At 63.9% G+C, this 11,633-nt stretch carries 14 protein-coding genes; 9 read left to right on the top strand and 5 right to left on the bottom strand.

The window, feature by feature from the left end:
* The first annotated feature begins 48 nt into the window (after positions 1–48).
* The gene (locus tag LOY26_RS22420; RefSeq protein WP_156311117.1) at positions 49–954 is read left to right on the top strand and encodes an alpha/beta fold hydrolase; all 906 of its coding nucleotides are present in this window, start codon (positions 49–51) and stop codon (positions 952–954) included.
* A gap of 250 nt (positions 955–1,204) precedes the next feature.
* On the opposite strand, the gene LOY26_RS22415 is transcribed toward LOY26_RS22420, so the two are convergent.
* The gene (locus LOY26_RS22415; RefSeq protein ID WP_033702912.1) at positions 1,205–1,987 is read right to left on the bottom strand and encodes an IclR family transcriptional regulator; all 783 of its coding nucleotides are present in this window, start codon (positions 1,985–1,987) and stop codon (positions 1,205–1,207) included.
* A gap of 197 nt (positions 1,988–2,184) precedes the next feature.
* On the opposite strand from LOY26_RS22415, the gene hmgA reads away from it, so the two are divergent.
* From hmgA to maiA, 3 genes are read left to right on the top strand one after another with little or no spacing between them, the layout of a single operon-like run.
* Positions 2,185–3,486: a homogentisate 1,2-dioxygenase gene (gene hmgA / locus LOY26_RS22410; RefSeq protein WP_186658834.1), complete on the top strand. Its 1,302-nt coding sequence runs from the start codon at positions 2,185–2,187 to the stop codon at positions 3,484–3,486.
* A gap of 3 nt (positions 3,487–3,489) precedes the next feature.
* Positions 3,490–4,782, top strand: coding sequence for a fumarylacetoacetase (gene fahA, locus LOY26_RS22405; protein ID WP_258714100.1), 1,293 nt, complete (start codon positions 3,490–3,492; stop codon positions 4,780–4,782).
* A 12-nt stretch (positions 4,783–4,794) separates the two neighbouring features.
* On the top strand, positions 4,795–5,427 hold the full coding sequence (maiA, locus tag LOY26_RS22400) for a maleylacetoacetate isomerase (RefSeq protein WP_186658831.1): 633 nt from the start codon (positions 4,795–4,797) through the stop codon (positions 5,425–5,427).
* Here the strand turns inward: maiA and LOY26_RS22395 are convergent.
* On the bottom strand, positions 5,421–6,227 hold the full coding sequence (locus LOY26_RS22395; protein WP_186658828.1) for a SirB1 family protein: 807 nt from the start codon (positions 6,225–6,227) through the stop codon (positions 5,421–5,423). The genes maiA and LOY26_RS22395 overlap by 7 nt on opposite strands.
* A 125-nt stretch (positions 6,228–6,352) precedes the next feature.
* Between LOY26_RS22395 and LOY26_RS22390 the strand changes: the two genes are divergently transcribed.
* A complete protein-coding gene (locus LOY26_RS22390; RefSeq protein WP_186658825.1) occupies positions 6,353–7,372 on the top strand; it encodes a Glu/Leu/Phe/Val dehydrogenase in 1,020 nt (339 codons plus the stop codon).
* Positions 7,373–7,428: 56 nt separating this feature from the next.
* On the opposite strand, the gene LOY26_RS22385 is transcribed toward LOY26_RS22390, so the two are convergent.
* Positions 7,429–7,692, bottom strand: a complete 264-nt coding sequence (locus LOY26_RS22385; RefSeq protein WP_033702906.1) for a YebG family protein — start codon at positions 7,690–7,692, stop codon at positions 7,429–7,431.
* Positions 7,693–7,924: 232 nt separating this feature from the next.
* On the opposite strand from LOY26_RS22385, the gene LOY26_RS22380 reads away from it, so the two are divergent.
* Positions 7,925–8,395 carry a phosphate-starvation-inducible protein PsiE gene (locus LOY26_RS22380; protein ID WP_012274137.1) on the top strand — a complete coding sequence of 157 codons (471 nt, stop codon included), beginning with the start codon at positions 7,925–7,927 and terminating at the stop codon, positions 8,393–8,395.
* A 16-nt stretch (positions 8,396–8,411) separates the two neighbouring features.
* Here LOY26_RS22380 and LOY26_RS22375 read toward each other — a convergent pair whose 3' ends face one another.
* Both LOY26_RS22375 and LOY26_RS22370 read right to left on the bottom strand, forming a co-directional pair.
* Complete coding sequence (locus LOY26_RS22375; protein WP_033702905.1) at positions 8,412–8,702, bottom strand: DUF3509 domain-containing protein; 291 nt, start codon at positions 8,700–8,702, stop codon at positions 8,412–8,414.
* Positions 8,703–8,824: 122 nt separating this feature from the next.
* Positions 8,825–9,172, bottom strand: coding sequence for an HPF/RaiA family ribosome-associated protein (locus tag LOY26_RS22370; protein ID WP_027595269.1), 348 nt, complete (start codon positions 9,170–9,172; stop codon positions 8,825–8,827).
* A gap of 246 nt (positions 9,173–9,418) precedes the next feature.
* Here LOY26_RS22370 and LOY26_RS22365 point away from each other — a divergent pair, with 246 nt between their 5' ends.
* Genes LOY26_RS22365 through LOY26_RS22355 form a run of 3 tightly spaced genes read left to right on the top strand, consistent with a single transcriptional unit; the run spans position 9,419 to position 11,624 of the window.
* A complete protein-coding gene (locus LOY26_RS22365; protein ID WP_186658822.1) occupies positions 9,419–9,724 on the top strand; it encodes a DUF3649 domain-containing protein in 306 nt (101 codons plus the stop codon).
* Positions 9,721–11,298: a PepSY domain-containing protein gene (locus tag LOY26_RS22360; protein WP_258714099.1), complete on the top strand. Its 1,578-nt coding sequence runs from the start codon at positions 9,721–9,723 to the stop codon at positions 11,296–11,298. The genes LOY26_RS22365 and LOY26_RS22360 overlap by 4 nt, the downstream gene beginning before the upstream one ends.
* The gene (locus tag LOY26_RS22355; RefSeq protein WP_186658816.1) at positions 11,298–11,624 is read left to right on the top strand and encodes a DUF3325 domain-containing protein; all 327 of its coding nucleotides are present in this window, start codon (positions 11,298–11,300) and stop codon (positions 11,622–11,624) included. Before LOY26_RS22360 ends, LOY26_RS22355 begins: the two co-directional genes overlap by 1 nt.
* The last annotated feature ends 9 nt before the right edge of the window (positions 11,625–11,633 follow it).

Genomic DNA, 11,633 nt, shown 5'->3' with positions numbered 1-11,633 from the left:
CGCAGCCTTGCCCTATTCCGTCAACACAACTCCACCGGGACCGATCTGATGCCTTTGGCCGAAATTCCATTGTGCGTCTGGCGTACCCGGGGACAGAGTTTCATCTTCCGGGGCCAGAGCATCCGCTACTGGACCGCAGGGCAAGGAGAGCCCCTGCTTCTGTTACATGGCTTCCCCACCGCCAGCTGGGACTGGCACTACCTATGGACGCCTTTGGCGCAGCGTTTTCGGCTGATTGCCTGCGACATGCTCGGCTTTGGCGATTCGGCCAAGCCGGTCAACCATGCCTACAGCCTGATGGAACAGGCAGACCTGCAACAAGCGTTGCTTGCCCATCTCAAGGTCAACCAGCCTGTGCACCTGCTGGCCCATGACTATGGCGGCAGCGTGGCCCAGGAGCTGCTGGCGCGGCACCACGAGCAGCGAGCGAACATCGCCAGTTGCGTGTTTCTCAACAGCGGGCTGTTCCCCGAGAGCTACCGGATGCTGCTGATCCAGAAGCTGTTGCTCAGCCGCCTGGGCTGGCTGGTGGGGCGCTCGTTCGGGCGGGACGACCTGGTGCGCAATGTGTCGCAGGTCTATGGCCCCTGCACCCACCCGAGTGAAAGCGCGCTGGATGATTGCTGGAGCCTGATCGCCGCCAACCGGGGCACGCGTATCTTGCACAAGCTGGTCGGCTACTTGCCGGAGCGCACCGTGCATCGCGAGCGTTGGGTGGGTGCGTTGCAACGCGAGGGGGTGCCACTGCGTTTCATCAACGGTGTGGTCGACCCGGTGTCTGGCGGGCGCATGGTCGAGCGCTACCGGCAACTGGTGCCGCAGCCGGATACCGTGCTGCTGCAGGGCATCGGGCATTACCCGCATACCGAAGCGCCGGTGCAGGTGCTGCGCCATTACCTGGCCTTTCGTGAGCAACCGCTGAGTTTCTTGCAGCAGAAGGTGGCGTGGTCTTGAGGGGGGGCTTGCCCCTCCCAGCCCTCAGGCGATCACCCAAAAAAAAAGGCCGCTGCAATCGCAGCGGCCAATCGAGACGTTAGATCAAGGAGCTTCAAAATCTACGTCGGTGAACCTCGCAGGCCTGAAAGGCGGGGGGGTAGTGCCCTTCATGCCGGCCAGTGAGTCAAGAATAAGCGCTTGATCCCGTGGGAAAAATAGCCGCCTATGACATTCACCTTTACGTTTCGGGCAATAGTGCCCACTTCGCTCAACCCGCAGGCGCATACCCCATCCGCCAACTGGTATCCCGCGCAGCCGCCAACAATCGCTGCGCCGCAGGGCCATGTTCGTCAGCATGGAATATCGACGTCGGCCCCACCACGGTCATCACCGCAGCGATCTGCCCCATGGCATTGAATACCGGTGCCGACAGCGCATCCACACCCGGCATCAGCAGGCCATGCACATGGTGCAGGCCACGCGCGCGAATGCCTTCCAACAAGGCTGCGTAGTCGCAGGCTTGGTGCTGCAGCGCAGTCAGTTCCCGGTCGCGCAAGTCGATGGTTTCGCGTTCTGGCAGGTAGGCGGCGAACACCAGCCCGGTGGACGAGCTGAGCAGCGGCAGCACAGAGCCAATCTGGGTCACCACGGTGATCGCGCGCACCGCCGGTTCAATGCTGACCACCGTCGCGCCCTGGTTGCCCCATACGGCAATAAAGCAGCTTTCGTTGAGCTCATCGCGCAACTGCGACAGCGGCAGCGCCGCGATCTTCAGCACATCGATGCTGGCCAACGCCGCCAACCCCACGCGCAACGCTTCACGCCCCAGGCCATAGTGGTTGGTGGCCGCATCCTGTTCGGCGAAGCCGCTGGCGATGAGCGCCTGCAGGTAGCGGTGCACCTTGCTCGCCGGCATCTGCACATGCTCTGCCAGGCGTGACAGCGACGTGGAGGGGGCGAGTTCGGCGAGTGCCTTGAGAATATCGGTGCCGACTTCCGCCGAGCGGACCTTCTGCTTGCCGTTATCAGTGGGTGAGCTGGCTTTGGCCATGGGCATGGGCTTCCGGATTCGTCGAGTGGCGCCTTTATAGCTTGACGCCTTGTCCGTAGCAAATTACGTTATTCGTAATCTGATTACGATAAAAACAATGCAGACGTGCTGCCACCCCAGTGCCTGACCCCGGAAACCGCCGGGCCAGGTCAGCAGCCAGCTGCCAGCAACGGCTCTGCCAGAGCCCGGAGGCATCGATGAACCGCGACACGTCCCCCGACCTTCACTACCTGAGCGGCTTCGGCAACGAGTTTGCCAGCGAAGCACTGCCTGGCGCCTTGCCGGTCGGGCAGAACTCGCCGCAAAAAGCCCCCTATGGGTTGTATGCCGAACTGCTTTCGGGCACGGCCTTCACCATGAGCCGCAGTGAGTTGCGTCGCACCTGGCTGTATCGCATCCGCCCGTCTGCATTGCACCCCCGTTTCGAACGCCTGGCGCGCCAGCCACTGGCTGGGCCGCTGGGTGCGGTCACGCCCAACCGCCTGCGCTGGAACCCGCAACCGATCCCGGCCGAACCCACCGACTTCATCGAAGGCTGGGTGCCGATGGTGGCCAATGCGCCAGCGGACAAGCCGGCGGGTGTGAGCATTTACATCTACAGCGCCAACCGCTCCATGGAGCGTGTGTTCTTCAATGCCGACGGCGAACTGCTGCTGGTGCCGGAACAGGGCCGCCTGCGGATCGCCACCGAGCTTGGGGTGATGGACGTCGAGCCATTGGAAATCGCGGTGATCCCGCGGGGTATGAAGTTTCGCATCGAACTGCTCGATGGCCAGGCTCGTGGCTACCTTGCCGAAAACCATGGCGCGCCGCTGCGTATACCGGACCTCGGGCCGATCGGCAGCAATGGCCTGGCCAACCCGCGTGACTTCCTCACCCCGGTGGCGCACTACGAAGAGGCCCAAGGCCCCGTGCAACTGGTGCAGAAGTTTCTTGGCGAACACTGGGCCTGCGAGCTGCAGCATTCGCCGCTGGACGTGGTCGCCTGGCACGGCAGCAACGTGCCCTACAAATACGACCTGCGCCGCTTCAACACCATTGGCACGGTCAGCTTCGACCACCCCGACCCGTCCATCTTCACGGTGCTGACATCGCCCACCAGCGTGCATGGCCTGGCCAACATGGACTTCGTGATCTTCCCGCCGCGCTGGATGGTGGCCGAGAACACCTTCCGTCCACCCTGGTTCCACCGCAACCTGATGAACGAGTTCATGGGCCTGATCCAGGGTGCCTACGATGCCAAGGCCGAGGGCTTCCTGCCTGGCGGCGCCTCGCTGCACGGGGTCATGAGCGCCCACGGCCCGGACGCCGATACCTGCGACAAGGCCATCGCCGCCGACCTTGCGCCGCACAAGATCGACAACACCATGGCCTTCATGTTCGAGACCAGCCAAGTGCTGCGTCCGAGCCGCCATGCACTCGAATGCCCGCAATTGCAGGCCGACTACGATAGTTGCTGGGCCACCTTGCCGAGCACCTTCAACCCGAACCGGAGATAACCCATGAACCAGACCGCCATTACCCGTAGCTGGGTCGAGCATGCCAACGGGCACAGCGATTTCCCGCTGCAGAACCTGCCGTTGGGCATCTTCAGCCGGCCGGGTGAAGCGCTGCGCTGCGGCGTGGCCATCGGCGATGCCATTCTTGACCTGGAGGCAGTACTTGCCGCGGGGCTGTTCGAAGGTGAAGCCAAGGCGGCGGCAGAAGCCACCCGCGGCGGTGCGCTGAACGCCTTCTTTGCCCTCGGCCGTGGCGCCCGTGTGGCCCTGCGCGAGCGCTTGCTGGTACTGCTCGGCGAACACAGCGAACACCAGTCGGCGCTTAACGCCGCGCTGTACCCGGCCGCTGATTGCCAACTGCATGTACCGGCCCGCATCGGCGACTACACCGATTTCTATGTCGGCATCGAACACGCCAAAAACGTCGGCAAGCTGTTCCGCCCGGACAACCCGCTGCTGCCCAACTACAAGCACGTGCCAATCGGTTATCACGGCCGTGCGTCGACCATTCGCCCGTCCGGTACCGATGTGCGCCGCCCCAAGGGCCAGACCTTGCCGGCCGGGCACAGCGAGCCGAGCTTCGGCCCCTGCGCACGCCTGGACTACGAGCTGGAGCTGGGTATCTGGGTCGGCCAGGGCAACGACATGGGCCAGTCGATCCCGGTGGGTGATGCCGCCGAGCATGTGGCCGGCTTCTGCCTGCTCAACGACTGGTCGGCGCGTGATATCCAGGCCTGGGAATACCAGCCACTGGGGCCGTTCCTGTCCAAGAGTTTCATTACCAGCGTTTCGCCCTGGGTGGTGACCGCCGAAGCCCTGGAGCCGTTCCGCACGGCACAACCGGCGCGCCCGCAAGGCGATCCGCAGCCGTTGTCCTACCTGATGGACGCGCGTGACCAGGCTAATGGCGCATTTGATATCGAGCTTGAAGTGCTGTTGCTCACCGAGCGCATGCGCGAGCAAGGCCTTGCCGCTCACCGCCTGACCCTGAGCAACACCCGCAGCATGTACTGGACTGTGGCGCAGATGGTGGCCCACCACAGCGTCAACGGTTGCCAGCTGCAACCGGGCGACCTGTTCGGGTCGGGCACGCTGTCGGGCGCAACGCCGGGCTCCTTTGGCAGCCTGCTGGAGATCACCGAGGGCGGCAAGCTGCCGGTGGAACTGGCCAGCGGCGAGGTGCGCAAGTTCCTCGAAGACGGCGACGAGATCATCCTGCGCGCCCGGTGCACGCGTGATGGCGTGGCCAGCATTGGCTTCGGCGAATGCCGCGGCACCGTCATCGCGGCCAACTGAGGGGGCAGGGGTATGGAGCTGTACACCTACTACCGTTCCACCTCGTCCTATCGGGTACGCATCGCGCTGGCGCTCAAGGGGCTGGGTTACCAGTCACTGCCGGTCAACCTGCTCAAGGGCGAGCAGCGCGATGCGGGCTATGTCGCGGTGAACCCGCAGGGCCGAGTGCCGGCCCTGCGCACCGACAGCGGTGCGCTGTTGGTGCAGTCACCGGCGATCATCGAATACCTGGAAGAGGTTTATCCACAGCCTGCGCTGCTGCCGGACACGGCCGAAGCGCGGGCCAAGGTGCGCGCCGTGGCGGCGATAATCGGTTGCGACATTCACCCGCTGCACAACGTCAGCGTGCTCAACCTGCTGCGCCAGGCCGGCCAGGACGAGGCTCAGGTCAATCAGTGGATCGCGCACTGGATCAGCCAAGGGCTGTCGGCGGTGGAGCAACTGATCGGCGAGCACGGCTTCTGCTTTGGCGATGAGCCGGGGTTGGCGGATGTCTACCTGCTGCCGCAGCTGTACGCTGCCGAGCGCTTCAACATTGACCTCAGCGGCTACCCGCGGCTGCGTCGCGTTGCGGCACTGGCTGCCCAGCACCCGGCGTTCGCCAAGGCGCACCCCTCGCAGCAGCCCGATACCCCGGTTCAGTGAATGGAATGGGTCGGCGCCGGGAGTTTGCCGATACGTTCGGACAGCTTCAGGCGTTGCGCCGGGTCGTCCGTCAGTAGCAGGGCATGCTCCAGGTCGAAGCGCTCGGCCTGCGGGCAATCCAGGGACTGGTACAGCGAAGCGCGGGTGGTGTAGTCGCTGACTTGCACCGGGCCCAGCTGCATGACCCGCTCGGCATCGATCAGCGCGGCCAGGTGGTTGTCGTTGCTGATGTGCAACTGGCGCAGGTTGCGTGACAGGCGTTGCAGCATCTGCCGTGGGCTGGCCGTGCGCATGTGCTCTGCGTTCAGCGGCACGTGCGGGCCGAACTGGCGGGCAAGCAGGTCACGGCAATCGCTTGGGTACAGGCGCCTGCCACCGCAGGGGTCAAGCAGGTGGTCGGCCCCGGGCACGCGCAGCAGGAAGTGGCCGGGGAAGCCCACGCCTTCCAGCGGGATGGACAGGCGCCCCGCCAGCTCCAGCGCCAGAATGGCCAGGGTCAACGGTTGGCCACGGCGGCGTTGCAGGACGTGGTTCAGCAACGCCGCCTGGGGCCGCAATGGGTGATATTCGTCTTGCTGAAAACCCAGTGCATTGAGTTGGCGCAGCAGCGGCTGGGCCAGTTCGCACAGGGGCAGCATCGGCAGGTGGGCGTTGATCTCGCGGTGCAGGTCGTGCAGCAGGGCAAGGCTGTGCGCGGGCTCGACAGCAGCGTCGTGCTCGGCGGCAATCCACAATGCGGCTTCCAGCAGGGCGACAGGCTCGCGTTCCAGGCAGGCCAAGCAGGCTTGACGTGGCTTCATGGGGGTATCTCCACACACGTTTAACTATTAGCCGTGGCGCGCTGTTTCGTCCAGTGGTCTGACCAAGGCTCTACCCTCGCGGGCGTGCCTATACTGCTAGGAGCACCTCGTTGGGGAGCCCGCCGATGTTCGCACTCATGCAAAGTACCCGTACCCACTCGTTGCACTTGTTCATCGACCCGCCCACGGGGCTCAAGGCCGTGGTGGTTATCCACAGCGAGCAACTGGGCCCCGCCATGGGCGGTTGTCGCTACCTGCCTTACGCCGATGACGAGAGCGCCATGACCGACGCGATCCGCCTGGCCCAAGGCATGAGCTACAAGGCCGCGCTGGCGGGGTTGCCGCTGGGGGGTGGCAAGGCGGTGATCATGCGCAACCCCCATGTCGAAAACCGCGCTGCGCTGTTCGAGGCGTTCGGCCGTTTCGTCGACACCCTGCAGGGGCGTTTCATTACCGCCGTAGACAGCGGTACCTCGACCGTGGACATGGACTGCATCGCCCAGAGTACCCCGCATGTGACCAGCACCACAGCCTCGGGTGACCCTTCACCGCATGCCGCCATGGGGGTGTTCGCGGGTATTCGCGCCACGTCCTATGCCCGCCTGGGCAGCTACAACCTGGAAGGCTTGCGCGTTGCGGTGCAAGGCTTGGGCAACGTTGGCTATGCCTTGGCCGAGCAGTTGCACGCGGCGGGCGCGGAGCTGCTGGTGAGTGACCTGGACCCTGGGCGTGTGCGACTGGCGGTCGAGCAGTTCAATGCGCACCCGGTGACCAACGATGCCTTGATCAGCACCCCCTGCGATATCTTCGCCCCTTGTGGCGTGGGGCCGGTGCTCAACGGGCAGAGCGTGATGCAACTGCGTTGCGCGGCGGTGGCGGGGGCGGCGAACAATCAGCTGACCACCCTGCAGGTGGCCGACCAACTGGAGTCGCGCGGCATCTTGTATGCGCCTGACTATGTCATCAATGCCGGTGGGCTGATCTATGTGGCATTGACCCATCGGGGTGAGGACCTGAGCACCATCACAGCGCACCTGGCGCGTATTCCCACGCGGCTGACCGAAGTGTTTGGCCATGCCCAGGCGGAGAAACGTTCGCCGGCGCGGGTGGCGCAGATGCTGGCGGAGCGGTTGCTCTACGGTTGAGTGCGGCGTTGTTGCCTGTGGGAGCGGTTAAACCTGCTCCCCAAATGCGCGCGATACTATTCGGCTGCTTGGCCATCGAGCAGCTCGGCCAAGGCGTCTGGCTGGCTCTTGAACGCCCGGGCGAACACATCGCGGTTCTTGGCCATGTAGATACCGGCTTCTTCGACCTGCTGCTCGGTCAGCGATGGCACCGCCTTGTGCAGCACTTCGGCCAGGCGCTCGGCCAGTTCGAGCATCTTGTCGTGACGATCTGCTTCGGCCTTATCCATGAACAAGCGCTCCGGGTCGCGGCTGCTGCGGTACACCACTTCGACGGCCATTCATCACCTCTATGCCTTTTTGCTGGTTGGGTTGCGTTTTACTGTATCTATATACAGTAATGGCATCGGGCATCGTTGCGCAACCAGAATCTTGCGCAAAAGCGTAGCCCACAGGTGCCTTGCGGCAATCGGTCGCCTTCCAAAGCGGGGGGCTTGGCCCTTTAACTGCAAGGCACAAGCGTCACAGAGGTGGCGCATCATCCTTCATGGCGTATCGGGGAATGGGACAATCGTGAACATCAAATGGGCTGAAAAGCTGCGCAAGGGCCTGCACGGCTCGGCCGACTCACTGGGCAACCTGTGCGTCGAGGCATTCCATTATCTGGCGCTGTTCGGCATTGGCGCCATCACTGCCTACGCGGCGGTGGTGACGTTTCTGGACATGCTCGGCAAGGGCGGGGTCAGTGTCGATGACATCCTGCTGCTGTTCATCTACCTGGAGCTGGGGGCCATGGTGGGGATCTACTTCAAGACCAACCACATGCCCATCCGCTTCCTGCTGTACGTGGCGATCACTGCGCTGACGCGCCTGCTGATCGGCGATGTCTCGCATCACAAGGCGCCGGATGAGGGCCTGCTGTATCTGTGCGGTGGCATCCTGCTGCTGGCGTTCTCGATCCTGGTGGTGCGCTACGCCTCGTACCGCTATCCCTCGACCAAGGTGCTGGATGCCAACGGCAAGGAAGTGGAGGAGGGCAAGTAAAACCCCAGGCCAAACCCTAGTTGGCCACGAAGTGACGCGGCGCGTGTTGCGCATCACGGGTCAGCGCGGCAAGCACCTGCATGGGGTTCTGGCCGAGTTCTATGGCCAGGCCCAGGCGGATGCTGTCGATGACCCGCTGCAGGCGCACCGGGTCGTTGCGCTGGGCCTGGCTGATCAGGCGCTTGGCGACCACGCCGGCGTCGTCGGACAGGGTCAGCATGATGCTGCCATCGAGGTTGGCGATGCTCAGGTTGACCCGGTACTCGGGGGCGAAGGCGGCGCTGATGAGTTCGAATGGGTTGTTCATGGTCATGCTTCTGCAGCAAATGGATTGCACAGGTTGACCCGACAAAAACCTCGTTGGTTCAGCGCCGTTGATCGGCAGAAACGAAAACGCCCGGCTCTAGGCCGGGCGTTTTGTTGTAACCATCAGGCGTCTGGGTCACTCAGTTCCAGTACACCGCGCTTGCTGCGCAGCTTGCCGTAGAAGTGTTCCAGCGCATGGTTGAGCTTGGTGGCGGCACCATCGACCGCCTGGTCCAGCGAGGTGGCGGTGTGGGTCACGGAAATCGGCTGGTGGCCTTTCGGGCGAGCCTCCATTTGGCAACGTTTGTCATGCGGTCCGGGCTTGGCGCCGTTCTCGTCGCGCAGGTGGACCTCGATGCGGGTGAGGTCGTCCTCGTAACGTTCGAGTGAGCTTTCCAGCGTACTGCGGACCCACTCGTCGAGCCGGGCGTTACCTTCGATATGGTTGCTGCTGTTGACCTGGATTTGCATGATTCAATCCTTATTCAGCTTGCTCGCATGGAGGCGTGCCTAGGCCCTTGAGACCTTTGGAATTTCTGCGCCTCTTGACTCTAAGGTCAGGCAACCGAGGCATGATTTCAAGCCCTTCTTGAAAATAAATTTCTTGTTGCAAATGCACGTTGAGGGCCGCGCAACCTCCTGCGCTACAGGCAATGCTTTGCTTATGAGAATTGAAATCATTACTATTGCAGCCCCGAAAATGCCCGGACCTCCGCCATGAAGAGCAAAGCCGCCGGCCTCCCACTCAGCTACCGCCTGGCCGTGGCTTCACGTTGCCTGGCCGCGGTGTTGGGCGGTTATCTGCTGGCGTCCATGGCCAGTGCCTGCATCGCGTTGCTGGCGCCCCTGTCACGGGTAGACGCGACGCTCATCGGCTTGCTGCTGTCGTTCGTCTTCTACCTGCTGGCCTTCATCTGGTGCTTCGCTTGCCGCAGCGCCTGGCGTGCCTGGCTGGGCGTGCTGTTGCCCAGCCTGCTGATGGCCATGGCCAGCGGGATTGCCTACTGGATGAAAACCCCATGAAAGAAGGCTTCCGCCAGGCCATGGCCTGGCTGCACACCTGGACCGGCCTGATCTTCGGCTGGCTGCTGTTTGCCATCTTCCTCACCGGCACGCTGTCGTACTTCAAGGAAGAGATCAACCACTGGTCCCAGCCCGAAGTGCGCCGCCATGCGCTCGACCCGGTCAACAGCCTAGGCCTGGCCCAGCGCTACCTGGAGGCCAACGCCGCGCACGCCGGCAGTTGGATGATCCGTTTGCCCAATGCCCGCGAGGCTGCGCTGAGCGTGAGCTGGCGTGACCCCGAGGCCGGGCGGCGTGGCTTTGTCAGCAAAAGCCTCGACGCGCAGACCGGCCAGCCGGTCGAGGCCCGCGACAGCCGCGGCGGCGAGTTCTTCTACCGTTTCCACTTCCAGCTCGAGATGCCGTATCCGTTTGGCCGTTGGCTGTCGACCTTCTGTGCCTTCATCATGCTGGTAGGCCTGGTCACCGGGATCATCACCCACAAGAAAATCTTCAAGGAGTTCTTCACCTTCCGCCCTGGCAAGGGCCAGCGCTCGTGGCTGGACGGGCACAACGCAATCGGTGTGCTGGTGCTGCCGTTCCACCTGATGATCAGCTACAGCAGCCTGGTGCTGTTCATGTACATGGTGATGCCTGCCGGGATCCTGGCCAGCTACGGCGGCAACACCGGCGATTACTTCAACGAGCTGTTCGGCCGTGACGATCCACCCAAGGCGGCCAACGTCGCGACGCCGCTGGTGCCGTTGCCGACGCTGTACGCCAAGGTTCAGGAACAAGTGCCAGGTGCGCGCATCGGCTACATCCAGCTGCACAACCCCGGCGACAGCAATGCCCAGGTCACCTTCACCCAGGCCTCCGCCGACAACATCGCCTACAAGCGCAGCGCCAAGTGGACCTTCGACGGCACCAACGGCGCGCTGCTGAGCCAAGGTGCGCCGGAGAGCGGCGCGATGGCGACGGCCTTCAGCTTCGCCGGCCTGCACATGGGCAATTTCGCGGGCCCCTGGCTGCGCTGGCTGTACTTCGTGTTCGGTGTGGCCGGCACGGCGGTGATCGGCACAGGCCTGGTGATGTGGCTGGGCAAGCGTCAGCTCAAGCATGCCAAGAGCGCGTACATGCCAGGCGAGTTGCGCCTGGTCGAGGTGCTCAACATTGCCAGCATGAGCGGCCTGCTGCTGGCGGTGGCGGGGTTCTTCTGGGCCAACCGGCTGGTTCCTGTGGCGTTGGAAGGCCGCGCCGACTGGGAGGTCAACGCTTTCTTCCTGGCCTGGCTGCTGTCGCTGGTGCATGCCATGTTGCGTCCCGGGCGTCGCGCCTGGGGTGAGCAACTGGCGCTGGGCGCGCTGGCGTTCGCCTTGCTGCCGCTGGTCAATGGCCTGACCACCGGCCAGGGCCTTGATCATTCGCTGCAGGTTGGCGACTGGGCCATGGCCGGGTTCGATCTCACGGCATTGGCCGTCGGCCTGTTCCTGGCCTGGGCGGCCAGCAAGATGCTGCGCGCCCCCAAACCCGTGGCCAAGCGCGCCTCGCGCGTGGCAAAAAAACCGGCTGCTGACGTGGTCGAGGTGGGCTGATGCTAGGTATTGCGCTGATCGGCTTCGCAGGCTTCGCTGCCCTGTGCCTGGCCATGGAAAAACACTTCAGCGACCTGCTTGGGTGCAAGCCGCGCCCGCAACAGGTGCGCTTGCTGCGGGTCGCTGGCTGGCTGCTGCTGATGCTGTCGCTGGTACTCAGCGTGCACCTGCGGGGCTGGGGCCATGGCCTGGTGGAGTGGAGCGCGGTGTTGATGGCGGGGGTGACCCTCTGGGTGTTCGTCCTGCCGTACCAGCCACGTCTGTTGCTGGGCCTGGCCGCCGCGAGCCTGGTGCTGGGCCCGCTGCTGGCTGTGCTGGCGGGGTGAGCGCTTGAG

Source organism: Pseudomonas sp. B21-047, from assembly GCF_024748775.1.
Lineage (GTDB): Bacteria > Pseudomonadota > Gammaproteobacteria > Pseudomonadales > Pseudomonadaceae > Aquipseudomonas > Aquipseudomonas capeferrum.
This window is presented reverse-complemented; position numbering and strand designations above follow the sequence as displayed.

Bases quoted from the DNA above. Each gene is read 5' to 3' on its own strand.
- LOY26_RS22420 (WP_156311117.1), top strand. From the start codon at position 49: ATGCCTTTGGCCGAAATTCCATTGTGCGTCTGGCGTACCCGGGGACAG.
- LOY26_RS22415 (WP_033702912.1), bottom strand. From the start codon at position 1,987: ATGGCCAAAGCCAGCTCACCCACTGATAACGGCAAGCAGAAGGTCCGC.
- hmgA (WP_186658834.1), top strand. From the start codon at position 2,185: ATGAACCGCGACACGTCCCCCGACCTTCACTACCTGAGCGGCTTCGGC.
- fahA (WP_258714100.1), top strand. From the start codon at position 3,490: ATGAACCAGACCGCCATTACCCGTAGCTGGGTCGAGCATGCCAACGGG.
- maiA (WP_186658831.1), top strand. From the start codon at position 4,795: ATGGAGCTGTACACCTACTACCGTTCCACCTCGTCCTATCGGGTACGC.
- LOY26_RS22395 (WP_186658828.1), bottom strand. From the start codon at position 6,227: ATGAAGCCACGTCAAGCCTGCTTGGCCTGCCTGGAACGCGAGCCTGTC.
- LOY26_RS22390 (WP_186658825.1), top strand. From the start codon at position 6,353: ATGTTCGCACTCATGCAAAGTACCCGTACCCACTCGTTGCACTTGTTC.
- LOY26_RS22385 (WP_033702906.1), bottom strand. From the start codon at position 7,692: ATGGCCGTCGAAGTGGTGTACCGCAGCAGCCGCGACCCGGAGCGCTTG.
- LOY26_RS22375 (WP_033702905.1), bottom strand. From the start codon at position 8,702: ATGAACAACCCATTCGAACTCATCAGCGCCGCCTTCGCCCCCGAGTAC.
- LOY26_RS22370 (WP_027595269.1), bottom strand. From the start codon at position 9,172: ATGCAAATCCAGGTCAACAGCAGCAACCATATCGAAGGTAACGCCCGG.
- LOY26_RS22365 (WP_186658822.1), top strand. From the start codon at position 9,419: ATGAAGAGCAAAGCCGCCGGCCTCCCACTCAGCTACCGCCTGGCCGTG.
- LOY26_RS22360 (WP_258714099.1), top strand. From the start codon at position 9,721: ATGAAAGAAGGCTTCCGCCAGGCCATGGCCTGGCTGCACACCTGGACC.
- LOY26_RS22355 (WP_186658816.1), top strand. From the start codon at position 11,298: ATGCTAGGTATTGCGCTGATCGGCTTCGCAGGCTTCGCTGCCCTGTGC.